General features: G+C 63.3%; 24 protein-coding genes. 10 read left to right on the top strand and 14 right to left on the bottom strand.

Going from position 1 to position 24647, the window contains the following annotated elements; translation table 11 throughout:
• The first annotated feature begins 163 nt into the window (after positions 1-163).
• Positions 164-574, top strand: coding sequence for a DUF3011 domain-containing protein (locus J2X35_RS19065; protein WP_056206750.1), 411 nt, complete (start codon positions 164-166; stop codon positions 572-574).
• Positions 575-637: 63 nt separating this feature from the next.
• On the opposite strand, the gene J2X35_RS19060 is transcribed toward J2X35_RS19065, so the two are convergent.
• Positions 638-2053, bottom strand: a complete 1416-nt coding sequence (locus tag J2X35_RS19060) for an FAD-linked oxidase C-terminal domain-containing protein (RefSeq protein WP_310189108.1) — start codon at positions 2051-2053, stop codon at positions 638-640.
• Positions 2054-2163: 110 nt separating this feature from the next.
• Between J2X35_RS19060 and J2X35_RS19055 the strand changes: the two genes are divergently transcribed.
• Complete coding sequence (locus J2X35_RS19055) at positions 2164-2646, top strand: thioesterase family protein (RefSeq protein ID WP_310189107.1); 483 nt, start codon at positions 2164-2166, stop codon at positions 2644-2646.
• Between the two features lie 152 nt (positions 2647-2798).
• Positions 2799-2996: a hypothetical protein gene (locus tag J2X35_RS19050; protein ID WP_056110439.1), complete on the top strand. Its 198-nt coding sequence runs from the start codon at positions 2799-2801 to the stop codon at positions 2994-2996.
• 196 nt (positions 2997-3192) lie between these two features.
• Here J2X35_RS19050 and J2X35_RS19045 read toward each other — a convergent pair whose 3' ends face one another.
• A complete protein-coding gene (locus J2X35_RS19045) occupies positions 3193-3441 on the bottom strand; it encodes a hypothetical protein (protein ID WP_056115677.1) in 249 nt (82 codons plus the stop codon).
• A 332-nt stretch (positions 3442-3773) separates the two neighbouring features.
• Between J2X35_RS19045 and J2X35_RS19040 the strand changes: the two genes are divergently transcribed.
• Positions 3774-4868 carry a histidine kinase dimerization/phosphoacceptor domain -containing protein gene (locus tag J2X35_RS19040; RefSeq protein WP_244478734.1) on the top strand — a complete coding sequence of 365 codons (1095 nt, stop codon included), beginning with the start codon at positions 3774-3776 and terminating at the stop codon, positions 4866-4868.
• An 8-nt stretch (positions 4869-4876) separates the two neighbouring features.
• Positions 4877-5374 carry a response regulator gene (locus J2X35_RS19035; RefSeq protein WP_310189103.1) on the top strand — a complete coding sequence of 166 codons (498 nt, stop codon included), beginning with the start codon at positions 4877-4879 and terminating at the stop codon, positions 5372-5374.
• Between the two features lie 15 nt (positions 5375-5389).
• Here the strand turns inward: J2X35_RS19035 and J2X35_RS19030 are convergent, their stop codons facing one another.
• Positions 5390-6268: a dienelactone hydrolase family protein gene (locus tag J2X35_RS19030; RefSeq protein ID WP_310189101.1), complete on the bottom strand. Its 879-nt coding sequence runs from the start codon at positions 6266-6268 to the stop codon at positions 5390-5392.
• A gap of 142 nt (positions 6269-6410) precedes the next feature.
• On the opposite strand from J2X35_RS19030, the gene J2X35_RS19025 reads away from it, so the two are divergent.
• Complete coding sequence (locus J2X35_RS19025; protein WP_056110444.1) at positions 6411-6845, top strand: hypothetical protein; 435 nt, start codon at positions 6411-6413, stop codon at positions 6843-6845.
• 14 nt (positions 6846-6859) lie between these two features.
• Here the strand turns inward: J2X35_RS19025 and J2X35_RS19020 are convergent, their stop codons facing one another.
• On the bottom strand, positions 6860-7312 hold the full coding sequence (locus tag J2X35_RS19020) for a pyridoxamine 5'-phosphate oxidase family protein (RefSeq protein WP_056110447.1): 453 nt from the start codon (positions 7310-7312) through the stop codon (positions 6860-6862).
• A gap of 67 nt (positions 7313-7379) precedes the next feature.
• On the opposite strand from J2X35_RS19020, the gene J2X35_RS19015 reads away from it, so the two are divergent.
• Positions 7380-7964: a LysE family translocator gene (locus tag J2X35_RS19015; protein WP_310189099.1), complete on the top strand. Its 585-nt coding sequence runs from the start codon at positions 7380-7382 to the stop codon at positions 7962-7964.
• A gap of 28 nt (positions 7965-7992) precedes the next feature.
• Here the strand turns inward: J2X35_RS19015 and J2X35_RS19010 are convergent, their stop codons facing one another.
• The 8 genes from J2X35_RS19010 to J2X35_RS18975 form a co-directional block, all read right to left on the bottom strand.
• On the bottom strand, positions 7993-10308 hold the full coding sequence (locus tag J2X35_RS19010) for a glucose/quinate/shikimate family membrane-bound PQQ-dependent dehydrogenase (protein ID WP_310189096.1): 2316 nt from the start codon (positions 10306-10308) through the stop codon (positions 7993-7995).
• Positions 10309-10562: 254 nt separating this feature from the next.
• Complete coding sequence (locus tag J2X35_RS19005; RefSeq protein ID WP_310189094.1) at positions 10563-10994, bottom strand: type II 3-dehydroquinate dehydratase; 432 nt, start codon at positions 10992-10994, stop codon at positions 10563-10565.
• Between the two features lie 10 nt (positions 10995-11004).
• The gene (locus J2X35_RS19000; RefSeq protein ID WP_310189091.1) at positions 11005-12306 is read right to left on the bottom strand and encodes a TRAP transporter large permease; all 1302 of its coding nucleotides are present in this window, start codon (positions 12304-12306) and stop codon (positions 11005-11007) included.
• Positions 12303-12809, bottom strand: a complete 507-nt coding sequence (locus J2X35_RS18995) for a TRAP transporter small permease subunit (RefSeq protein WP_310189090.1) — start codon at positions 12807-12809, stop codon at positions 12303-12305. The genes J2X35_RS19000 and J2X35_RS18995 overlap by 4 nt, the downstream gene beginning before the upstream one ends.
• Positions 12810-12993: 184 nt before the next feature.
• Positions 12994-13980: a TRAP transporter substrate-binding protein DctP gene (gene dctP, locus J2X35_RS18990; RefSeq protein WP_310189088.1), complete on the bottom strand. Its 987-nt coding sequence runs from the start codon at positions 13978-13980 to the stop codon at positions 12994-12996.
• Between the two features lie 36 nt (positions 13981-14016).
• Positions 14017-15003 (bottom strand): TRAP transporter substrate-binding protein DctP, encoded by a 987-nt coding sequence (gene dctP, locus J2X35_RS18985; protein ID WP_310189085.1) that lies wholly within the window; start codon positions 15001-15003, stop codon positions 14017-14019.
• Positions 15004-15049: 46 nt separating this feature from the next.
• Complete coding sequence (locus J2X35_RS18980; protein WP_310189084.1) at positions 15050-15940, bottom strand: SMP-30/gluconolactonase/LRE family protein; 891 nt, start codon at positions 15938-15940, stop codon at positions 15050-15052.
• Positions 15937-16845, bottom strand: coding sequence for a shikimate dehydrogenase (locus J2X35_RS18975; RefSeq protein ID WP_310189082.1), 909 nt, complete (start codon positions 16843-16845; stop codon positions 15937-15939). The genes J2X35_RS18980 and J2X35_RS18975 overlap by 4 nt, the downstream gene beginning before the upstream one ends.
• A gap of 276 nt (positions 16846-17121) precedes the next feature.
• Between J2X35_RS18975 and J2X35_RS18970 the strand changes: the two genes are divergently transcribed.
• Entirely contained in the window at positions 17122-17805 is a 684-nt protein-coding gene (locus tag J2X35_RS18970; protein WP_310189079.1) for a TetR/AcrR family transcriptional regulator, read from the top strand.
• Between the two features lie 27 nt (positions 17806-17832).
• On the opposite strand, the gene J2X35_RS18965 is transcribed toward J2X35_RS18970, so the two are convergent.
• Positions 17833-18270, bottom strand: coding sequence for a VOC family protein (locus J2X35_RS18965; RefSeq protein WP_310189077.1), 438 nt, complete (start codon positions 18268-18270; stop codon positions 17833-17835).
• A gap of 707 nt (positions 18271-18977) precedes the next feature.
• Between J2X35_RS18965 and J2X35_RS18960 the strand changes: the two genes are divergently transcribed.
• On the top strand, positions 18978-20888 hold the full coding sequence (locus J2X35_RS18960; RefSeq protein ID WP_310189075.1) for a TIM barrel protein: 1911 nt from the start codon (positions 18978-18980) through the stop codon (positions 20886-20888).
• 91 nt (positions 20889-20979) lie between these two features.
• The gene (locus J2X35_RS18955) at positions 20980-23748 is read left to right on the top strand and encodes a UvrD-helicase domain-containing protein (RefSeq protein ID WP_310189074.1); all 2769 of its coding nucleotides are present in this window, start codon (positions 20980-20982) and stop codon (positions 23746-23748) included.
• A gap of 37 nt (positions 23749-23785) precedes the next feature.
• On the opposite strand, the gene J2X35_RS18950 is transcribed toward J2X35_RS18955, so the two are convergent.
• Positions 23786-24292 carry a DUF6998 domain-containing protein gene (locus tag J2X35_RS18950; protein ID WP_310189071.1) on the bottom strand — a complete coding sequence of 169 codons (507 nt, stop codon included), beginning with the start codon at positions 24290-24292 and terminating at the stop codon, positions 23786-23788.
• Positions 24293-24647 lie beyond the last annotated feature (355 nt).

Below are 24647 nucleotides of genomic sequence, written 5' to 3'. Positions count from 1 at the left end.
CGACATATTTTTAGGAACCCAACGCACTCTAGCCGCATTGGCGTGTCGATAAAGTGGCAATTCGTTAAGCCTGCCCTTTTCCAGGCCGCGGAGCGAAACACTGGATGTCTTGCGCGCGTTATCGACTTTGCATAGGATTTTCCTGCGGGAGAAAGGTGAAGACATGCTGAGGTTTATTGCTGTTTTCTTCGTTGCATTCGCAGGCTGGGGATTGTCGCCTGCCGCGGCTCAGGGGCGAGCCATCGCCTGCGAATCGCAGGGCAATCAGTACACCGAGTGCCGGTCCTATTTCCGCGCGCCTGTGATCGTCCAGCAGAGGTCGAAGCGCAGTTGCGTGCGTAACCGCACATGGGGCTATGAGCGCGGCATCATCTGGGTGGACAATGGCTGCCGCGCCGTGTTCGCCGAAGGCGCCCGCCCGCGCTACCGCTCTGACTACGGCCGGAGATATGACAACCGCCGCTACGACGACGAGGACGACAGCGGCATCATGATCATGCCCGGTGACGACTTGTATGGCCGGCGTCGCGGAGAAGGCCCGCCTCCCTGCCCCTTCGGCGGGTGCCGGGACTGACGGATACGTCTGCCGGACTTCAAGACCCGGCGACCCTGATTTCCCGTAAGCGCTGCAGGCCGGTCAGGTCTGCGCCGGCAGGATTTTTCCCGGGTTCATGATGTCGAGCGGGTCGAGCGCCTGCTTGATTGTGCGCATCACGTCGACGCCATGCCCGAGTTCCTTCCGCAGGAACCCGGCCTTGCCCTGGCCAATGCCGTGTTCACCCGTGCAGGTGCCGTCCATGCGGATTGCGCGTTCGTTGAGCCGCGCGACGAATTTTTCCACCAGCGCGATCTCCTTCGGATCTTCCGGGTCCATCAGCGCCAGAACGTGGAAGTTGCCGTCGCCGGCATGGCCGACAATCGGCGCGATCAACCCCATTTCGGCGATGTCGGCTTCCGTTTCCGTCACGCATTCGGCCAGCCGCGATATCGGCACGCAGACATCGGTCGACAGGCCCTTGGCGCCGGGCCGCAGCGTCAGCGACGCCCAGTAGGCGTCATGCCGCGCCTTCCATAATTTGGCCCGCTCTTCCGCCACGCTGGTCCACAGGAACGGTCCGCCGCCCTGCTCCTCGGCGATCATGCCAAACGTCTCGGCCTGCTCGGCCACGCTCGCCTCGCTGCCGTGGAACTCGACGAACAGGCAAGGGCTTTCCGGATAGTCTAGCCTGGAATAGGCCTTCATCGCCCGCATCTGCAGGGCGTTCACCAGTTCGATCCGCGCCACCGGGATGCCCATCTGGATCGTCGCGATCACCGCCTGGCAGGCGGCGTCGAGGCTCGGAAACGGGCAGACGCCGCCGGAAATCGCCTGCGGAATGCCCTGCAATTTCAACGTCAGCGCGGTGATGACGCCAAGCGTGCCTTCCGAGCCGATCAGTAGCCGGGTCAAATCATAGCCGGCGGCGCTCTTCTTGGCCCGCTTGCCGGTCGTGACAACTTCGCCGCTCGCCATCACCGCTGTCAGCGACAGCACATTCTCGCGCATCGTGCCGTAGCGCACCGCATTGGTGCCGGAAGCGCGCGTCGCCGCCATGCCGCCAAGCGTGGCATTGGCGCCGGGATCGATGGGAAAGAACAACCCTGTATCGCGCAGGTAGTGATTGAGGTCTTCGCGGGTGACGCCGGGCTCGACGGTGCAGTCGAGATCCTCGGCATTGACGGCCACGATGCGGTTCATGCGCGACGTATCCACCGAAACCCCGCCGCCCGGCGCGTTGACATGCCCTTCCAGCGAAGTGCCGACGCCGAAGGCGATGACCGGCACGCGGTGCTCGGCGCAGGCGCGCACGATCTCCTGCACCTCGGCCGTGCTTTCCGGCCAGACGACGCCGTCCGGCGCCTGGTTGGGAATGTAGGTTGTGGTGTGGCCGTGCTGTTCGCGCATCGCCTGCCCGGTCTGCAGCCGCTCACCGAAACGCTGCTTCAGGATGCCGAGCACGGCGGCAATGCCTTCCTCGTTGCGGTGTACCGATGCCAGGTCGCTCAGCGCCATGTTGTTCCTCCGCATAGGGGCCGGAGCTGCCCCCAAAGATGCCCTTGTCCTTCGATCCCCGATGCGTAGTCTGATCGGCCGCAGCCTGTCCAGCCTTGGAAGACCTTTCGATGACCCCAGCACCTTATGTTTCCGCAGCCATGAAGATAGAGCCCGAATGGATCGACTATAACGGCCACCTCAACATGGCCTACTATAATGTTCTGTTCGATCGCGGTTCCGACGAGGCCTTTGAACTGCTGGGCATGGGGCCGAACTATGCCAGGCAGCGCCGCCACACCACCTATGTCGCGGAAGCCCATGTCTGCTATGTGCGCGAATTGCATTTGAAGGACAGCGTCACCGTCTCCTTCCACCTGCTCGACCATGACGAGAAACGCATACGCGCCTACCAGGAAATCCGCCACGCCGAGGGCTGGCTGGCGGCGACATGCGAGACGCTGACCCTGCATGTGGATATGGCCGGGCCGAAAGTCGTCCCCTTCCCCGCCGACATCGTGATGAACATCGAGGCCATGCGGGCCGCCCACGCGCATTTGCCTTCTCCACAGCGCGCAGGCGCCTCGATCGGCATCCGCCCCAAATCGGCTTGACCCGCCGAGCCCGTGCTCGTTAACCTTAACAAATCTTGAAGGTGCATAAGCCGGATCGGCTCTTGAACGAATCGGCAAGGGATTCAAGAACCGTTGTCAGGATTGCGGAACCAGGCGGCGGACGAAAAAGCAGGCCGGCTTGAGGAACGAGCATGAAAATCGACATCGAGGCCGCCTCGGCAAAGCTCGCAGCCGATCCGCGCATCAGCGATTATGATTTCTGGCGTTCGCTCAAGAACCTCAACAACGAGATATTCCAGATCGCCAACAGCAACGAGCCTATCCCCATGGATATGATCCGCTGGCGCGTCATCCTCAAGCAGGCCCGCTCCAAGCGCGGCCACGCCTGAAATCTGCCCCGAGCCTAATGGCCCGAACGCATTCATCCGCCTGAGATTTTGTATTTGCCTTGGCCATTTCGTCTTGGCTGGATAGCGACTTGCCCTGATGCATGTCGCCCAAATACGCAGCGGTTTTGGGAAAGCGACATGCATAAAAACAAGAACTTAAAGCACGTCGTTTGAATCCATTTTGATCCGGCGTGCTTTAGAACGCGTAGGCCGCCGTGGCTCCCAAGGCCAGAATGACCGCCAGCGCAACCAGCGCGGCATAGATACGCGGCAGGTCGAAGAGAATCGCGTGACCCGCGACCCATGCGGCGGTCGCGGCGCCCACCGCCATCAGAAAACCGTTGCGGTCCCCGTTGACCAGATTCGCAGCCATCAGGCCGCCGGTGACCAGCGCCCCGAACACGATGATGACGGCGATTGCCGCCTTGTCGAAATTATCGTCCATCCGCGATTCCTCGAACTTTCGCATCTATATCGCCGGGACAGGTTTACGCCAGTTCCCATGCGGAGCAAGCGCAAAGTGAAGCCGGACAGACCCCATCCGCGCAGATTTGCAGTTTCCGTTTGCGTCAAACCCGCGCTTCAACTGCGCATAGATCGCGGATTCCAGAATTGATATGGAAATCATGACGTTATCGTCGGATCCGGAATCCATTTTTCATCTCGAAACGATTCAAGATTGAACCAAATCCGCTCCCCGCCCGTTTATGCCCGCCAGAGGCTTGGAGTGAAATGATGGAATTTAAACCGACCAGGGAATCACCTGACGCGTGGCATATGACGGACGACCTGCATGCCGAACACGGCAAGGGCGATCCATTTGCCGCAGCCATCCGTGCGACCCGCATGTCGATGATCATCACCGACCCGCGCAAGGCGGACAATCCAATCGTATTCGTGAACGACGCCTTTCTGAGGCTGACCGGATATTCGCGCAATGAGGTCCTCGGCAGCAACTGCCGGTTCCTCCAGGGCCCCGACACCGATCGCCAATCGGTCGAGCGGGTGCGCCAGGCCATCCAGGCCAACTCGGATATATCGATCGATATTTTGAACTACCGCAAGGACGGCTCGGCATTCTGGAATGCACTGTACATCAGTCCTGTTTCCAACGATCGCGGCGAGGTGCAGTTCTTCTTCGCCTCGCAACTGGATGTAACCGACCGCAAGGAGTCCGAGCACAGGGTGAAGGCGGACAAGGAGCGTTTCGAAGCCGCCGTCAAGGAGCGAACCCGGGAGCTGGAAGAGGCCCTCGAAGCGCAGACGGTTCTGATCCACGAGGTGGATCACCGGGTCAAGAACAACCTCCAGATGGTCGCGTCGCTGATCGTCATGCAAAAGCGCACCATAAAGGACGAGGAAACGCGCCATTCGCTGGATGCCATGCTTTCGCGGATTGAAGCGCTTGGCACAGTCCATCGGCGGCTCTACCAGTCGAAGGATGTCAGCCGTTTCGATCTGGCCGACTTTGCCGACGATCTGATCTCCGATCTGCTGACCGCGTCGGGCCATAGTGAAATCCGTAAGGAACTGGATCTGCAGCCAGTCATTATATCTGCTCACAAGGCGACGCCTGTTGCGCTGATGATGAACGAGCTTGTCACGAACGCTTTGAAGCACGCCTTCAAGAACGGTGGAGACGAGAGCTTGAAGGGCACGTTGGGCGTGCGGCTTCACAATCACGGTGAGCACATCAATATCGAAATCGCCGATGACGGCGTGGGTTTTGACGGCAAACAGGAAAACAGCACCTCCTTCGGGACCCGCTTGATCCATTCGCTGGCCCGCCAATTGCGTGCCGAAGTGACTTGGGAGAATGCCAATCCCGGCACCCGCGTGAAGATAAAACTGCCTGCCGACGAAATGCAGTGAGGTATATGATGTTGAAGCCGCTCAAGGTGCTGATTGTCGAAGACGAGGCGCTCCTTGCCATGGAGCTGGAAAGCCTGATTGAGGACGCCGGTCATGAAGTCGTCGGCTGGGCGACCTCTTCCAGCGAAGCCCGCGAACTGATCGATACGGTCGACGCCGACATCGCCTTCGTCGATATTCACCTGACGGACGGGCCGACGGGGGTCGATGTCGCCGAATATATAGTCGGCAAGGACAATTCGATGGTCGTGTTCATGACGGCCAACTCAAAGCGAATTCCGGAGAACTATGCCGGCGCTGTCGGCGTCATCGCCAAGCCCTATACGATGGCCGGCCTGAATTCGGCGCTGCGCTATTGCAGGAAGGCGTGCGGGAACCACCACCGGTTTCAACCTGTCCGACCGGGTTCACCCTGTCGCCCGACTATCAATCGGCGTGGTCGTCTTCCCACAATTGATGAAAAGCCCACCCTCCGCGGGTGGGCTTTTCGATTCGGATTGATCTAGGCTGAGTCGATTGATCTAGGCCGAAAGATTTTCCTTGAAGAAGCTCACCGTCCGCTGCCAGGCAAGGTCAGCCGCCGCCTTGTTGTAGCGGGCTTCCGACGTTTCGTTGTTGAAGGCGTGGTTGGCGCCCTCATAGATGTAAAGCGTGTATTTCTTGCCGTTCTCGTCCAGCGCCTTGCGGAAGACATCGATGCCGGCATTGATGCGCTCGTCCAGCCCGGCATAGTGGAGAAGCAGCGGCGCCTTGATCTTCGGCACGTCCTCCGGCTTAGGCTGCGCGCCATAATAAGCCACCGCCGCGGCAAGATCCGGCGCGTTCACCGCCAGCATGTTGACCGTGCCGCCGCCCCAGCAGAAGCCGACCGCGCCGACCTTGCCATTGCCGCTCTCGTGGCCCTTGAGGAACGCGACCGTGGCAACCGCGTTGGCCTGCACCTGGGCGGGATCGAGTGTGGAAAACTGTTGGCGCGCCTTTTCCTCATCGGCTGGCGTGCCGCCGAGCGGCGACATGAAATCCGGCGCCAAGGCTACATAGCCTTCCAGCGCCACCCGCCGCGCCACATCCTTGATATGGGCGTTCAGGCCACGGTTCTCGTGCACCACGATCACGGTGCCGAGCTTGCCCGACTGGTCGGCGGGCCGCACCAGATATCCCTTCATGTCGCCACCGCTGCCCGGATAGGTGACGTCCTCGGCCTTCAGCCTGCTGTCATCATCGGCGATCACCGCCGCTCTGGCGGCATTGGTGGCAAGCATCGGCGCGATGGCGACCGCTGCTGCGCCCGATCCGGCCAGTCTGGTCAGCGTCTCCATGAAGCCGCGCCGGTCGAGCGTCAGATGCGTATATTCATCATAAGCGTCTATCATCGCCTGCGTGATCAGGGGCTTGTTCATTTTTGTGTTCTCCGTTCTGCGCCGATGCGATTAGATAGCGGTCGAACCTGCATGGTCTAATCACGACGAAGTGAGTGGCCCGTGTAGGCCGGTCATGCCGCTATCGGGCGGCGCGCTGCGGCAGGGGCGAGAGAGGAAAGACATGAACGTCCAGGAGATCATCTACGCCATCTCGAACAAGGTCGATATCGACCCGATGACCATGGAGAAAGTGGTCGGCACCATCCTGTCGGTGCTGCAGCACGAGACGGAAGGCACCAGCGCCGAACGTCTGTTCGACAAGCTGCCGGGTTCGCTGCAACTGGCCGAGCAGTATGACGTCATGGCCCCGAATGCCAGTTCAGGCGGCGGGCTTCTGTCCTCCCTGCAAGGTGCGCTGGGCGGTGCCCTCGGCGAAAAGGCCGGTGCCCTCATCAACGGCATCGCCCAGTTGAAGGCGACCGGCCTCGATATGGCACAGATCCAGCAGGCCGGCACGGCGCTGATCGAGGAGGCGAAGTCGGTCGCCGGCCCCAAGGCCATCGAGGACGTTCTGGCCCAGGTGCCGAGCCTGAAAGGCCAGCTTGGGCTCACCTGAGTGTGCGGCCCCGTTTAGGTCGCATTGACGGCTTCGCGCCCGACAACCTCATCGATGACAAGGCGGTAGAAAAGAGGGTGAGAATGATCCTCGGCTGGTGCGCCTGAGGGTTTCAATGCGCCTGGTTCCCACCAATTGGCGTACTTGCTGAGCAGGGACCAGGCCCGCTCTCGTTCAACCATCAGATCCGCGTCATCTGAGAGTTCCTCATAGTGACCCTGCACCATGACGCTCGTCCAGGAACGGTTGTCTGAGAATTGCTCGACGACCATGGCTGCCTGCGGATTGGCGCGCATGATGTCTACTTTCTTGCCGGGCATCGAGAACGAGTAGATAGCATTGTTTTCGAGTGCATAGTAAATTGGAACCACGTAGGGACGATCGTTCAAAGCACAGGCCAGATAGCCGAGGCGCTGTGTCTCCAAAAACTTGGTACACTGCAGCCTGCTCATTGTTTGAACCTGCATCCGATTCCCTCCTGCTCGAGCACCGATGCGATTGTCGCAGATATTGCCTCCTCTGACGACGCCATTCTTGATCACGGCGCTGCTGGTCGAGCTGACGCCTGGCCCGAATATGACCTATCTCGCACTGGTGTCCGCCAGCAATGGACGGCGCGCCGGATTGGCCACCGTTGCCGGTATAGCGATAGGCCTGGCGACCATTGGACTGATTGCAGCACTGGGCGTCGCTGAAATCATACAAGCCTCCGCCATTGTATACGAGATGCTGCGGTGGTCCGGCGTGATCTTCCTGCTTTATCTCGCTTGGGAAGGATGGATCAGCGGCACTGATGTAGTCGCCAGCGCCCCGACTGAACATGGCCGCTATTTCACTCGAGGCTTGATTACAAATTTGCTCAACCCGAAAGCGGGCGTCTTCTATATCTCTGTATTGCCGACATTCATTGACCCGACCGTGTCGGCCACACGACAGGCGATGATACTCACAGCGGTCTATGTGACCGTTGCAACGCTTATACATCTTGTCATCGTGCTCCTGGCTGGATCGCTGGAACCCGTTTTGAACGACCCCGGACGGGAGAGACTCGCCAGGAGGTTCTTTTCCTTGCTGCTGGCTGCCGTTGCGCTTTGGTTTGCATGGACAACGGCCCGCTGACCGTCACCAATGGCAAACCTTCATACGCCTACTTCCCCAGCGTGTAGGCCATGACGTAGTCACCCGCCTTGGTGCCGACCGAGCCATGGCCGCCGGCGACGATCACCACCATCTGGCGGCCGTCCGCCGTCTCGTAGGTCATCGGCGTCGACTGGCCGCCCGCCGGCAGGCGCGCTTTCCAAAGCTGCTTGCCGGTGGTCAGGTCGTAGGCGCGCAGATAGTCATCCACGGCAGCCCCCAGGAACACGACGCCGCCGGCGGTGATCATCGGCCCGCCGATGCCCGGCACGCCGACCTTCAACGGCAGCGGCAGCGGCGTCATGTCGTAGACGGTACCGTTGCGGTGCTTGTAGGCGATCTTGCCGGTGCCCAGGTCGGCGCCGGCGACATAGCCCCAGGGCGGCGTCTGGCAGGGAATGCCGAGCGGCGACAGGAACGGTCCCATCACCACCGCATAGGGCGCGCCCTCGTTGCGGTTCAGCCCCTGCTCCGACCCCCTTCCCTCGTCGTCGGGCGCAGGCACCTGATCACGCGGCACCAGCTGCGATTTGAACGCCAGGTAGGTCGGCATGCCGAACATCACCTGTCGCACCGGATCGACGGCGACGCCACCCCAGTTGAACACGCCGAAATTGCCGGGATAGACCAGCGTGCCCTGCACCGAAGGCGGCGTGTAGCGGCCTTCATAGCGCAGGCCCTGGAACTCGATCCGGCAGGCGAGCTGGTCGAATAGGGTGATGCCCCACATGTCCTTGCCGGTCAACGGCTTCGGGTTGAAACTCAGCGCCGATACCGGCTGCGTCGGCGAGGTCTTGTCTTCGGGGATCGCCCCGCCCGGCGCCGGCACTTCCTTCACCGGCAGGATCGGTTCGCCGGTCTCGCGGTTCAGCACGTAGATGTCGCCCTGCTTGGTCGGCCCGACCAGCCCCAGCACGACGCCGGAGGCGGTGGTGATATCGACCAGCGACGGCTGCGCCGGAACGTCCATGTCCCACAGATCGTGATGCACCGTCTGCCGCACCCAGCGCACATGCCCGGTATTCAGATCGAGCGCGGTTATCGACGATGCGTATTTCTCCACCGCCTCGCTGCGGTTCATGCCGAGCTGGTCGGGCGTCTGGTTGCCGAGCGGAACGTAGACCAGCCCGAGCTTCTCGTCGGCGCTCGCCGTCGACCACATGTTGGGCGAGTTGTGCGTGTATTCCTGCCCGGCGGGCAGCGGCGTCGTCACGTCCGGATTGCCGGAATCCCAGTTCCACACCAGCGCACCGGTATCGACGTCGAAGGCGCGAATGACGCCGGACGGCTCCTCGGTCGAATAATTGTCGTTGACCGCGCCGCCGACGATGATCTTGCCGCCGGCGATCAGCGGCGCCGAGGTCGAGTAATAATAGCCGTCCTTGGGAAACGGCATGTTGGTCATCAGATTGAGCGTGCCGCCTTCGGCAAAGCTGGGGCAGACCTGGCCGTTCGCCGCGTCCAGCGCGATCAGCCGCGCATCCGAGGTCGGCAGGTAGACGCGCTCGGCGCAGGCGCTGCCGGCGGCGAGCTTGACGTCGTGGTAGTAGGAAACGCCGCGGCAGGTCTGGTGCTGGCGCTGGTTCTCCGGCCCGATCTTCGGATCGAAGCGCCACTTCTCCTTGCCGGTCGCCGCATCGATGGCGATGGCGAAATTGTGCGGCGTGCAGATGTAGAGCGTCTCGCCGATCTTCAGCGGCGTCACCTGATAGGTGGTTTCCGTCACGTCGTCCGGCCCGCGAATGTCGCCCGTCCGGTAGGTCCAGGCCGGCTCGAGCTTGGCGACGTTGCCGGGATTGATCTTCGTCAGCGGCGAATAGCGCTGGCCGTAGGGCGTGCGGCCGTAGAAGTGCCATTCGCCGGGCGGCACCGCGCCGCCGAGATCGGCCGAGGGCGTCACCGCATCGGCCGAAAGTTCGCCCGAAATGTCGTATGGATCGACCGACATCGAATAGCCGGCCACGCCGAACGACGCCAGCACCGCAAGGATCAGCGGCGCGCGGCCGTCGCGCCCGGCGAGCCTGCGCCGCACCCACGGCGTCAAAAGCCACAGCGCGATGAGCACGATGATGCCGCCGCGCGGCCCGAGCGACCACCAGTCGAACCCCGCTTCCCATACCGCCCAGATGAGCGTCGCCAGTACGATGCCGGCATAAAGCCAGAGCGCGGTGCTGCGCCTGCGCCACAACAGGAAAGCCGTGGCAAGAAACGCCAGTCCGGCGATGAGATAGTACCAGCTGCCGCCCGCCGCGATCAGCCATCCGCCCCCTATGCCAAGGTAAAGTCCGATGAGGGCGAGGATGATCGAGGTGATCAGGACGGCCATGGCGTGACCCCTTTGCAATTCACTGCGCGCGGACCGAAAAACGGTCCGGATTATGTCAATCCGTCGAGCCTTTCCCGATAGCGTCGCCCTGTCAAGCAGACGGGCGTCACGCGGCGGTCACGAACAAGGGAAACCCGGATATGGTGGCTTTGGCCCATGAATGCTTTCGTGGTCCGACTGCACCCGTCGAGGCCTCGTTGCTCAGTGAAGCGCGCCGCGGGAGGAGAAACAATCCCGTACAGCCTGACGGTATTTCAGCCGTCCAGCTGCTCCACCAGCCACGTGACTGCCAGCCCGTAACCGCGCGGCCCGAGCCCCGCCAGCACAGCCGTGGCCGCCTTCGACATCAGGGAATGGTGGTAGATTTCCTCGCGCCGGTGGATGTTGGAGATGTGGAACTCGACGATAGGTCCGGGAAACATCTTGAGCGCGTCGAGGATGGGAATGGACCGGAAGCTCAACCCGGCCGGATTGATCAGGATGCCGGAGCCCTCGTCGATCGCCTCGTGGATCCAGTCGACGATCTGGTGTTCGGCGTTCGACTGGTGGAATCGCACGCTGTGCGGCCCCGCCGCGTCGCGGCACAGCGCCTCGATCTCGGCAAGCGTGGTGCGTCCGTAGATTTCCGGTTCGCGCGTGCCCAGCCGGTTCAGGTTCGGACCGTTGATGACATAGATCGGCTTCATGGTTCGCGTCCTATCCCTGGTAGCCCAGCAGCCGCGGCAGCCATAGCACCAGCGACGGAAAGAAGGTGATAAGCCCCAACGAAACGATCATCGCGTAGAGGAAGGGCATCGTGTCCCGCACCAGGTCGCGCAGCGGCACTTCTGCGATGCGCGTCATGATGAACAGCAGCAGCCCGTAGGGCGGCGTGATCAGCCCGAGCATGATGTTGACGACGACCATGACGCCGAAATGCACCATGTCGATGCCGAGCGCCTGCGCGGTCGGGATCAGGACCGGCACCACCACCAGCAGGATCGTCGTGCCCTCGAGCACGCAGCCGAGCAGCAGCAGGATGACGTTGACCAGGATCAGGAAGCCGGTCGGCGACAGGTCCCAGCTCGTCAAAAGCACGCTGATCGACTGCGGGATGTTCTCCACCGTGACGACGTAGTTGAACACCAGCGCGCCGGCGATCAGCATGCCGATCGAGGCGGTGGTGCGGGCGCTCGACAGCACCGAGCGGTAGAATTCGCCGAAGGAAACGCTGCGGTAGAGCACCACGGAAATCAGCAGCGCATAGGCGGCGGCGACGGCCGCTGCCTCGGTCGGCGTGGTAATGCCGGTATAGATGCCGCCGAGGAGCACCACCGGCATCATCAGCGACGGCAGCGCCCGCCAGGTGACGCCGGGCAGTTCGCGCACCGGTGTCGGCTTCTCGAGCGGGAAATTCTTTCGCCGCGCATCGAAGAACACGATGACCATCTGCGACAGCGCCATCAGCAGGCCGGGGATGACACCGCCGAGGAACAGGTAGCCGATCGAGGCATCCGACACGAGCGCGTAGATGACCATGGGGATCGACGGCGGGATGATCGGGCCGATGACGGCCGTCGCCGCCGTCAGCGCCGCCGCGTAGCTCGCCGGATATTTGCCGTCCTTGGTCATCAGTTGCTGCATCATCTTGCCGGTGCCGGCAGCATCGGCGATGGCCGAACCCGACATGCCTGCGAAGATGATCGACTGCAGGATGTTCACATGCGCCAGCCCGCCGCGGAAACGGCCGACGACGGCGTTGCAGAACGCCATGAGCCTGTCGGTCATGGAGCCGATGTTCATCAGTTCGGCGGCGAGGATGAACAGCGGAACCGCGAGGATGATGTAGTTCGAATACATGCCGTTGAGGAACTGCTCCGCCACCGTTCCCATGTCGAGGCCCGCGAGCAGCAGGTAGAGGATCGAGCCGGCGATCATGGCGTGGCCGATGGGCAGGCCGAGGAAGGCCAGCGCCGTGATGGCGACGATGGAAAGCGAGAATGGGCTTGTCAGGTTCATACGCCGGATCCCGCCTTGGTCGGATCGAATTCTTCCGGCGCCTTGCCGAACATGGCCTGCCACGACAGCCACAGATAGCGGGCGATGATGGCGATGACGAAGACGATGTAGATGGAATAGAGCCAGTCGAAGCGGATCTTCAGATAGGCGGTCTTCTCCACGCGCATGAAGGTCACATAGTCCCAGACTGCCGGGAAAGAGACGGCGTAAAGGACGATGAGGGCGAAGGCCGAGATGAGGAACATGACGCGCCGCGCCTTGGCGCCGACCGCCGAATAGATCAGGTCGAAACGGATTTCCTCTTCCTCGCGCACGACGAAGGCGGCGCCGAACAGCACCAGCCAGATCCACAGGATGACGCTGATCTCGTTGGTCCAGCCGATCGGCAGGTTGAGCACGTAGCGGAAGACGATCTGCAGCAGGAACGCCGCGAACATCAGCGCCAGCATTGCCGCCAGGATGTTCTCGGCGCGGCGGTAGAGCCAGCCGCCTGTCTGTTTCACTTGTGGATTCAAAGGTCCCTCCAAGGACGCTGGCCCCTATCGACCGCCCACCCTTACCCTCCCCGCAAGGGGGAGGGAGGCGTCGACGTCTCAAAATCCCCTCCCCCTTGGGGGGAGGGTTAGGCTGGGGGTGTCAAGTCGTGCACGGATGGTCTGACCGACTTGTTCAGTCCCCGAAGCGCCCTCACATCGCGTTGATCTTGTCGATCATCCCGGCCGGCCAGTCCTTGGCAAGGTCGGACGCCAGGTATTTTTCCTGCGCGAACTTGCGGAAGGCCGCCACATCCGGCTCGTACACCTTCAGGCCCTTGCCCTTGAAGGTTTCGACCAGTTCCTTCTCATGGTCGAGATGCTTCTGCGTCGAGAACTCGATCGCGGCGTCCGCGGCAGCCTGGAACTTGGCCTGCTTGTCGGCGCCCATCTCGTCCCAGACCTTCTTGGAAACCGCCAGCAGGTCGAAGCCGACGAGATGCGAAGTCATGACGATCTGCGACATCACTTCGTAGAACTTCATGTTCTCGACGTTCGGCAGCGGGTTGTCCTGGCCGTCGATGGCGCCGGTCTGCAGGCCTGTATAAACCTCGGCATAGGCCATCGGCGTCGGATTGGCGCCGAGCGCCTGGCCGAGGAACTGCCAGGCGTCGCCGCCCGGCATCCTGAGCTTGATGCCGGCCATGTCGGCGGGCGTCTTGATTTCCTTGTCGGGCTTGAGGCCGACCTGGCGCAGGCCGAAATAGGTCGGCCCGAGGATTTTCACGCCGAGTTGGTCCTCGGTCATCTTCTTCAGCTCCGCGCCCTGATCGCTGGCGAAGAACGTCTTCAGATGCGCCGCGTCGCGGAACAGGTAGCCGGCGGTGACGATCGACCATGCCGGGATCTGCTTGGAAATGTCCTGCGGGGCGATGTTGCCCATTTCGAGGTTGCCGCGCTGCATGGCGACGAGCTCGGTGCCCTGCTTGAACAGGTTGCCGCCATAGTAGCCTTCATAGGTGAAGTCGTCCTTGATGGCGTCGGCGAACTTCTTCATCATCTCGGCGCGGATATCCTGCTCCGAGAAGACGGCCGAGAAGCGCAGCTTCGGCTTGTCCTGCGCGAAGGCAGGCAGGGCCGAGCCGATGGCGGCGGCCCCGGTCGCGGCCAGGAACAGGCGGCGGTTCATTTCAAGTTTCATGTCAGTACCTCCCAGTGTTGATCATGCACGATAATTTCAAAGCGCGTTGATCCGCTCGACCATGCCGGCGGGCCAATCTTTCGAAAGCGGCGATTCCAGATATTTCTTGTTGGCGTAGGCGCGGAACGCGTCGACGTCGGGCGTATAGACGTCGAGCTTCTGCTGCTTGAAGAAGTCGACCAGTTCGGCTTCCTGCTTGACGTATTCGGCGTCGCTCCAGGCAAAGGCGGCGTTCGCCGCGTCCTGCATCTTTTTCTGCTGGTCCGGCGTCAGGCTGTCGAACAGCTTGGCGTTGATGAGCAGCAGGCCGAAGCCGACATTATGGCCGGTGAGAACGATCTGGTTCGTCACCTCGTAGAACTTCATCAGTCTGTCGTTGGGCAGCGGATTGTCCTGCGCGTCGATGGCGCCGGTCTGCAGGCCCGTATAGACCTCCGCATAATCCATCGCGACCGGATTGGCGCCGATGGATTCGCCGAGGAACTGCCACGCCTCGCCGCCCGGCATCCTGAGCTTGATGCCGGCCATATCCTCCGGCTTCATGATCTTCTTGTCGCCCTTGAGGTTGACGTGCCGCGCCCCGTAATAGGCCGGCGCCAGGATGACGACGCCCATCTCGTCGCGCGCCAACTTCTTGAACTCCGCGCCGATGTCGCTATCGAAGATCGCCTTCATGTGCCTGGCGTCCCGCACCAGATAGGCTGCCGTCAGGATCGAGAAGGCCGGAACCTGCTTGGCGAAATCCGATGGCGGCATCAGCGCCATCTCCAGGTTGCCGCGCTGCACGGCGACGATCTCGGTGCCCTGCTTGTAGAGCGACGAACCGAAATAGGGTTCGAAGGCGAAATCGGCCCCCAGTTCCTTGGCGAAGATGTTGACCAGCGCCTGCGAGCGTGGCGCATCCGCCGTCGTGGAATCGGCGAAGCGCAGCTTGATCGCCTCGGCCATCGCCGGACCGGCCATCGCCAGCACGCCGAGAGAAATCGCGCCCGCCAGCAGCGTCCGTCTTGTCACCCTGTTCATTCCAGTCCTCCCGTTTTCCTCCCGGCGCTTTCCCCGCCGGCCAATTTCACGCGCCGAAACGATGCTCCGGCAGCCCCTGCCCGACGCCCTCTATGGCGAACAGCCCGCCAGCCTGCGGCTCCTCCGCGAGTTGTTCCGGGCTCAGGAATTTCCACGCCGTCGTCACGTAAAGCGTCTTCAGGTCGCGTCCGCCGAACGCCAGGCATGTCGGATTGGTCACCGGCATTGCGATCGTGCGATCGATCCGCCCGTCCGGCCGGTAGCGGACGATGCGCCCGCCGGCGAAGAACGCCGCCCACAGGCAGCCGTCGGCATCCACGCACGCCCCGTCCGGCCTGTCGCCGCTTGCGGAATAGTCGGCGAAGACACGGCGGTTGGCGATCACCCCGTCGTCGAGGTCGAGATCGTAGGCGAAGCTGGTGTAGCGGCGCGTGTCGGTAAAATAGAGCGTCCCGCCGTCAGGCGAGAACGCGATGCCGTTGGAGACGACGACGCCGGTCTCGACGCGCGTCGCCACGCCGTCCGTGTCGACGCGGTAGAGCGATCCGTTCGGCTGCGACAGGCCGTTGTCCATCGTGCCGACCCAGAAGCGGCCGCGCGCATCGACCCGGCCGTCGTTCAGGCGGTTGTCGAGCCCGTGCTCCAGCGTGAGCAGGTCGCAGGGGTAGCCGGTATCGGCGTCGCGCGAGTATAGCGTCAGGTCTTCCGCCAGCAGCCTGTCGCCGGCCTTGGTCAGCGCCTGGGTGCCGGCATAGGTGCCGGGCAGCGCCACGGTCTCCTGCGCGCCGCTTGCCGGATCGTAGGATCGCAACGCCGGGTTCTCGATGTCGATCCACCACAGCTTTTGCGTGCGGTCGCACCACAGCGGCGTCTCGCCGAGGCGGTCGCGGCTTTCCACCACGCAGTCGATACGGACGTTCGGCGTCACCGCGTTCATAGCGCCGCCTCGAAATGGCCGGCCATGGCGCGCCGGTCCGCCGGGCGGCCGGTGAACAGTTCGAACGCGCGCACCGCCTGGTAGATCGCCATGCCGGTTCCCGGCAGCGTCCGGCAGCCAGCCGCCCGCGCCTGCGCGAGCAGTTCGGTGTCCGGCGGAAAATAGATGATGTCGGCGACCCATTTTTCCGGCCGCAGCAGCGCCGAATCGAACGGCGTGCCCGGATATTTGGCCATGCCCACCGGCGTCGTGTTGACGATGCCGTCGGCGGCCCGCACGGCGGCGGATGGATCGGCGCAGGCCTCGACGCGGTCGCCGAAGAAAGCGCTCATGCGCAAGGTCAGGTCTTCGGCGCGGCCGGGCTCGGTATCGACGATCGAAAGCCGCCCCGCCCCCAGCTGCATGAGAGAATGGCCGACGGCGGCCCCCGCGCCGCCGGCCCCGAACAGCGCGACGCGCCCCATCGGCGCGCCCGCCATCGATTCGTGGAAACTCTCGGCAAAACCCCAGCTGTCGGTGTTGTGGCCTTCCCTGCGGCCGCCCGCGAACACCACCGTGTTGACCGCGCCGATGGCGCGCGCCTCGTCCGACAGGGCGTCCAGCACCGGGATCACCGCCTGCTTGAAAGGATGCGTGACGTTGAGGCCATGGAAACCGGCGGCTTGAGCGGCTGAGACTAACTCGCCGAGCGCCGCATCCGGCAGGCCGAGCCGGTCGAAATCGAGCAGCAGGTAGGAATAGGCGATACCGAGGCGGCGCGCCTCGCGCTCATGCATGCCCGGGGTGCGCGACGACTGGATGCCCCTGCCCGCGAGGCCGACAATAACGGTATCGTGGCCCGTTCCGGCGGCGCCGCGATGGTCGGCCACAAGTTGGCCAAGCAGGTCGACGAACGTGTCGGCCATTCCCGTCTGTTCCTCCCTCGGCGAGCCGCCTCCAGGCTCGCGGACGATCCGCGGATCGCCTCTTCTCCCATCGCACAGTTCTTCCAGTGCCCCCTTTCAAGGCGCCATTCCTGTCAGCGTCTCTCCCGGCGACTTGACTTCCCAGTGCTTCGCTTTCGCAGCGCTCTTGTCTTCATGCGGGACCCGCCGGTAAATGGAGCCGTCCCGATTTGCGGACAATGTACTAACTGGTTAGTTTAGTCAATTGCCGATGGAACTCGGTGGAACGGAATTGGCATGGCAGCGGTGAAACCCGGACAAAAGCCCAAGAAGGATCGGGGCGCGACACGCGTCCAGGACCCGGACGGCACGCGCCGCAACATCCTTGAGATCGCTTCGAAGGAGTTTGCGCTGAACGGCCTGTCGGGCGCGCGGATAGACGAGATCGCGGCCCAGACACGCTTCAGCAAGCGGATGATCTATTATTATTTCGGCGACAAGGAGGGGCTGTACCTCCATGCGCTGGAGAATGCCTACCGGCAGGTGCGCGAGGGCGAGGCGCGGCTCGACATCGAAGGGCTGCCGCCGGTCGCGGCGCTGACCCGCCTGGTCGAATTCACCTTCGACCACCACCATCTGCATGAGGAATTCATCCGCATGGTGATGATCGAGAACATCCATCACGGCGAGTATCTGGAACAGTCCGACGTCATCCGCGAACTGAACGTCACCGCCATCGACCACATCGCCCGCGTCTATGCGCGCGGCGTCGAGGACGGCAAGTTCCGGCCGGGCCTCGATCCGGTCGAACTGCATTGGCAGGTCAGCGCGCTCTGCTTCTTCAACGTCTCCAACCGCGCCACCTTCTCGAAGATTTTCGGCCGCGACATCGGCGCGCCCGATCAGCTTGAGCGGCTGAAGCGCAACACCGTCGATATGGTGCTGCGCTTTGCTTCCAAGGCCGAAGTGCTGGGGGAGTGAACCTGTCCGGAAAGTTCGTAATTGTCCTCAGCCCAGTTCCTGGGCGAGTCCGATGAGAAGGCCTTCAGGCCCGCGAATGTAACAGAGCCGATACACGTCCTTGTACTCGACGACCTCGCCTACAAGCTGCGCGCCGCGCTTGCTAAGCCTCGCAAGCGTGTCGTCTATATCGTCGACGGTGAACATGACGCGGAGGTAGCCTAACGCGTTGACCGGGGCATTCCGGTGATCCGCGACGACCGCCGGCCGGATAAAGCGTGAAAGCTCGAGCCGGCTGTGGCCGTCCGGCGTGCGCATCATGGCAATCTCGACATGCTGGTCGCCCAGCCCGGTCACACGCCCGGCCCATTCTCCTTCGACCGTGGCCCGCCCTTCGAGTTCGAGGCCGAGTTCGCGAAAGAAATCGATTGTCTCCCCGAGGTCTTCGACCACGATTCCCACATTGTCCATCCGCTTGAGCGCCATTTCAGATCTCCGGTGTGCCGTTCCAGGTCATTCCAGTCTCAACGTGCCCAGCATAAAGGCTGCCGCCCATTCTTCACAATCTGCAATTGCCTTCCGCCCGCCGCTCACCAGTCCCTTCTCCCCTTGTGGAGAAGGTGGCCGAGCCGAGCGGAGCGAAGCGAGGTCGGATGAGGGGTGCTCCAGCCAGCGCAGCCCACGCTCCGGCCAGCACCCCTCATCCGTCTCGGCGCTGCACGCCAATCCACCTTCTCCCACAAGGGGAGAAGGCAACTCCCCACCCCGCCTGCGGCGCGACCTTTCCACAAAAAGGGGACGGAAGAGGCCACACCTTCGTCATCCCGGCGGAGCAGGCCGAAGGCCGTCGCGCAGACCCGGGACCCATTGAGCAGGGCGGCCGGGTTCGAGGTTTGCATCATCAATCGCGAGGCGCGCCACCGCCCAAGAGCAGGAAGGCGCACCAACGCAAGGACCGGGCCGCGCCTGACTATCTTGCGGCCAAGGGTCCCGGATAGCCTCCGTTTCCCTCCGGCTTCCGGGATGACGCATGGTGCGCTCGGCCCGCCTCCGGATGACGAAGGGCATGCGCGGACCCCCGATGCTCCGCATCACCCTTGCCGCCCTTGCCGCCGTCTCCCGCCCTTGCCGCCGCTCTCGCCCTGCCATAATGTACGAACCAGTTCGTACATTATGGCTTCGGGAGGGTCGTGGTGAAAACATCCATCGCAACGGTGTCGATTGCCGGCGACCTTGCCGAGAAATTCGCCGCCATCGCCGCCGCCGGTTTCGACGGCGTCGAGATTTTCGAGAACGATTTCCTCGCCTTCGACGGCTCGCCGCGCGATGTCGGCCAGATGGCGCGCGACGCCGGCCTCGCCATCACCCTGTTCCAGCCGTTCCGCGATTTCGAAGGCCTGCCCGAGCCGCAGCGCAGCCGCGCCTTCGACCGCGCCGAGCGCAAGTTCGACGTCATGCAGGAACTGCGGACCGACCTGATGCTGGTGTGCTCGTCGGTATCGCCGGTTTCGCTCGGCGGCATCGACCGCGCCGCCGCCGATTTCCACGAACTGGGTGAGCGCGCCGCCCGGCGCGGCCTGCGCGTCGGCTACGAGGCGCTGGCCTGGGGCCGGCATGTCTACGACCACCGCGACGCCTGGGAGATCGTCCGCCGCGCCGATCATCCCAATATCGGCCTGATCCTCGATTCCTTTCACACGCTGGCGCGCAGGATCGACCTCGCCTCCATCCGCTCGATCCCGAAGGACCGGATTTTCATCGTCCAGCTTGCCGACGCGCCGCAGATCGAGATGGACCTGCTCTACTGGAGCCGGCATTTCCGCAACATGCCGGGCGAAGGCGACCTGCCGGTGCGCGACTTCATGCAGGCGGTGGCGGCGACCGGCTATGATGGCTATTTGTCGCTGGAAATCTTCAACGACCAGTTTCGCGGCGGCTCCGCCCGCGCCATCTCGGTCGATGGCCACCGCTCGCTGGTCTGGCTGATGGATCAGGTGCGCCGGCAGGAGCCCGAAATCACGACCTCCGTTCCGGCCATGCCCGACCGCATCGCCGTCGAGGGCGTCGAGTTCATCGAGTTCGCCGCCGATCGGCAAGGCGCCGGGGAACTCCGGATGCTGCTCGAAACGCTCGGCTTCACCGAGGCCGGCCGGCATGTATCGAAGGACGTCACGCTCTATCGGCAGGGCGACATCAACATCGTCGTCAACACCGAGCGGCAGGGCTTCGCCCATTCCTCCTTCGTCGTCCATGGCACCTCGGCCTATGCGATCGGCCTCAAGGTCGAGGACGCCGCCGCCGCCGTGGCGCGCGCCCGGGCGCTGGGCGCGGAGGTGTTCCACCAGCCTGTCGGCCCGGGCGAGCTGACCATTCCCGCCGTGCGCGGCGTCGGCGGCGGGCTGGTCTATTTCATCGACGGCAAGACCGATCTCGTCAGGGTCTGGGACATCGAATTCGCGCCCCTGCCCGCCACAAACGCTCAGGGCGGCGTCGGCCTGACCCGCATCGACCATATCGGCCAGACGATGGCGCAGGAGGACATGTCGAGCTGGCTGCTCTTCTATGTCTCGCTGTTCCAGACCACCAAGACCCCGCTGATCGACGTCATCGATCCCGGCGGTATCGTCCGCAGTCAGGTCGTCGAGGGAACGGACAAGCGGCTGCGGCTCACCCTCAACGGCGCCGGGAGCCGCCGCACGCTGGCCGGCCATTTCGTCGCCGAGACGTTCGGCTCCGGTGCGCAGCATCTCGCGCTCGCCACCGGCGACATCTTCGCGACCGCCGAGGAACTGCGGTTGCGCGGCTTCGAGCCGCTGGCGATATCCCCCAACTACTACGACGATGTCGAGGCCCGCTTCGGCCTCGAACCGCAACTTGCCGACCGGCTGCGCGCCGCCAGCATCCTCTACGACCGCGACGATCATGGCGAGTTCTTCCAGCTTTACGCGCGCACCTTCGGCGAGGGCTTCATCGTCGAGATCGTCGAGCGGCGCGGCGGCTATGCGGGTTACGGCGCGCCCAATGCGCCCTTCCGCATCGCCGCGCAGAAGCGGCTGATGCGCCCCAAGGGCATGCCGAAAGACGGCGCCACCGCCTTCCTGTAGAGACGCCGGCAGAGAACACTTTGGCAACATTGCCGGGCTGCCGGACCGAGATTGCTGGCCTTTTCGCCCCGAATCACTACATTCGGAGGAAATGTCCGGCTTTCCCGACGACGACATGCCCTTCTTCGATGAACCGGGCGCGAGGCCCTCTGCCCCGTCCGGCGGGAAGAGTGCGCCCTCGGCGGCGCCGTCCGGCATCGCCGCGCGCGCCATGGCGGCCCGGCAGGGCGGCAACCAGCCGCCCGATTATCTGAACGGCCTCAACCCCGAGCAGCGGCTTGCGGTGGAAACCACGGAAGGCCCGGTGCTGGTTCTGGCCGGGGCCGGCACCGGCAAGACCCGCGTGCTCACCACCCGCATCGCCCACATTCTGGCCACCGGAAAAGCGTGGCCGAGCCAGATCCTCGCCGTCACCTTCACCAACAAGGCCGCGCGCGAGATGAAGAACCGCATCGGCCTGCTCGTCGGCGAGGCGGTCGAGGGCATGCCGTGGCTCGGCACCTTTCACTCGATCGGCGTGAAGCTGTTGCGCCGCCACGCCGAGCTGGCCGGCCTGCGCTCCGATTTCACCATCCTCGACACCGACGATGTCGTGCGGCTGATCCGCCAGCTGATCCAGGCCGAGGGGCTGGACGACAAGCGCTGGGCGCCGCGCACCTTCGCCCAGATGATCGACGGCTGGAAGAACAAGGGCCTCGGTCCCGCCGACATTCCCGAGGGCGACGCCCGCGCCTTCGCCAACGGCAAGGGCCGCGAGCTCTACAAGGCCTACCAGGACCGGCTGATCACGCTCAACGCCTGCGACTTCGGCGACCTTCTGTGCCACCCGATCCGCATCTTCCGCGCTCATCACGACGTGCTGGCGGAGTATCACCGGCGTTTCAAATACATCCTCGTCGACGAGTATCAGGACACCAACACCGCGCAATACATGTGGCTGCGCTTGCTGGCGCAACGGCCGAAATCAAGTGACGGCCTACCGGCCGAAGGCCGAGGCGGCGACCGCCGCCCGCCCGACGTTTCGGGCGCGCCCGCGCAGGCCAGTGAGCGAAGCGAACGCGCGGCCGCGAGCGAAAACAAAGTCAACATCTGCTGCGTCGGCGACGACGACCAGTCGATCTACGGCTGGCGTGGCGCGGAAGTGGACAACATCCTGCGCTTCGAGAAGGATTTCCCCGGCGCCGCCGTCATCCGCCTCGAGCGCAACTACCGCTCGACCGCCCACATCCTCGGCGCCGCCGCCCATCTCATCGCCCACAATGAGGGCCGGCTCGGCAAGACGCTGTTCACCGACCGCCCGGACCCCGAGGACCCGAAGGTCAACGTCCACGCCGCCTGGGATTCCGACGAGGAGGCCCGCGCCATCGGCGAAACCATCGAGGCCTATCAGCGCAACAGGCACAACCTCAACGACATGGCGATCCTCGTGCGGGCCTCGTTCCAGATGCGCTCGTTCGAGGACCGCTTCATCGAGATCGGCCTCAACTACCGCGTCATCGGCGGTCCGCGCTTCTACGAGCGCGCCGAAATCCGCGATGCACTGGCCTATCTGCGCGTCGTCGCGCAGGGCGCCGACGACCTCGCCTTCGAGCGAATCGTCAATGTGCCGAAGCGGGGCCTCGGCGAAGCCACGATCAGCCAGATCCACGCCACCGCCCGCGCGCTGCGCATTCCCATGCTGGAAGCCGCCGCCAGGCTCGCCGAAAGCGACGAGCTGAAACCGAAGCCCCGCGCCGCGCTCCGCGAGGTCGCCGCCAATTTCGAGCGCTGGCAGACGGCGCTGGAAACCACGCCGCACACCGAGCTGGCCGAGACCATCCTCGAGGAGAGCGGCTACACCGACATGTGGAAGAACGACCGCTCGGCCGAGGCGCCGGGACGGCTGGAGAACCTCAAGGAGCTGATCCGCTCCATGGAGGATTACGAGTCGCTGCGCTCCTTCCTCGAACATGTCGCGCTGGTCATGGACGCCGAGCAGAACGAGGGCATGGACGCCGTCTCGATCATGACGCTGCATTCGGCCAAGGGGCTGGAATTCGAGACCGTGTTCCTGCCCGGCTGGGAGGAAGGCCTGTTCCCGCACCAGCGCGCGCTGGACGAGGGCGGCCGCTCCGGCCTGGAGGAGGAGCGGCGGCTGGCCTATGTCGGCCTCACCCGCGCCAAGAAGAATTTGCATTTGTGGTTCGTCTCCAACCGCCGCATCCACGGCCTGTGGCAGTCGACCATTCCGTCGCGCTTCCTCGACGAACTGCCGGAAGCCCATGTCGAGGTGCAGGAAGGCGGCAATTCCTACGGCGGCTACGGCAACCCCTATGGCGGCGGTAATTTCGCCGGTGGGCGGGGCGGCTTTTCCGGCGGACGCCAGAACCCCTACGGCGCCTCCCGCTTCGACACTTTGAAGACCGGTGCCGAAGGCATCGGAAGCGCCGGTGGCGCTTTCGAAGGTCGAGAAGGCCGGGTCGCTGCCGGAGGCAGCGGGCACCCGGCAGGCGGCCGATCAGGCGCCTTCTCCAACACTTACGCGACGCCCGGCTGGGCGCGCGCGCAGCAAAACCGCACCGAGGCGACCAGCCGCAACTGGGGCACGCGCTCCGGCCACCAGGTCGAGCGCATCGGCTATGGCGAGACGGATTCCGGCTACGGCGCCGGCGCGGGTTCGGTCAAGGGCCGCACCATCGAGGGCGAGCTGGTGGCGAAATCGGTGGCCGACACCCCTTCCCCCTTCTCGGTCGGCGACCGCGTCTTCCACCAGAAATTCGGCAACGGCAACATCGCCAGCATCGAAGGCAACAAGCTGACGATCGACTTTGATAGAGCGGGGCAGAAAAAGGTTCTGGACGGGTTTGTGACTGGGGTGTGAGGGGCCCTTGGTAAGGATTACTTAGACACCAGAGGGCTTATAGGAAGGAATGGTTCGTCCATTTGGGGCCTTCGGTGTGAAATAGTTTTAGACGCTGATGTTCTTCAACTTTTTTGTCTGCGGCGCGAATTTGAGCGGGCGACACCATCCGCTGATTGTTGAATTTTACAGGCAATGTTTTGGTAGCGATACTCTCAGGACCGTTAAATACAACCGTTCCTTGCGCTTCCTCGAAATCGAGATCAAAAAACAAAAGGTGCGCGGCACGGGTTTCTGTCTGCCGGAAAGCAGGTCCTCTACCAGTCCCGGTTGCCTTGACTTGCACGGTTGTTTTTCCATCCGGAGCATAGCCGTCGATCCCTGGAATTGATCGAGTTTCGACAAGACGTATCCCAAAAAGCTCGGCAGCAATCGCCTCGCCAAGATCTCCAACCAAATTGCCATCCAATGTGAAACGCAGCCCAACCGCACTGTAGTGATCTCGGAGCTTGTTCCTTGCGAAAACAAGGTCAGAGATTGCCGGCGGTAGTTTAAACTTTTGCATAGTCTAGTCTTCCTCTCGCTCGTGGATTTACTAGGCGATCCGCTCCATCCGGGTGCGCATCACGCGCATTGCCCAACCCCTATCTCCCCCCTTGCGGGGGAGAAAGCGATTTCAGCATCTTAGCGAGCAACCGAGCCTGCGACGGCAAGCGAGCTAAGTGCTAGAAATCGCAAGAGAGGGGCTTTCGCAGGCAAAGCCTAAATTGCCCCTCTCTTGGATTTTCTACGACTTAGCCTCGCTGACGCTTCGCGCCGCTCGGCTAAGATCGTGAAAATCCTTTCTCTCCCGCAAGGGGAGAGATGGCCCCGCGCCCGGTAACGGATGTGGCCTCCCAAGGGAGAGATAGGCCGCGCAT

Source organism: Mesorhizobium sp. BE184 (assembly GCF_031457045.1).
GTDB lineage: Bacteria > Pseudomonadota > Alphaproteobacteria > Rhizobiales > Rhizobiaceae > Mesorhizobium.
Note: the sequence above shows the minus strand (reverse complement) of the source record. Positions and strands in the feature narration are given on the sequence as shown.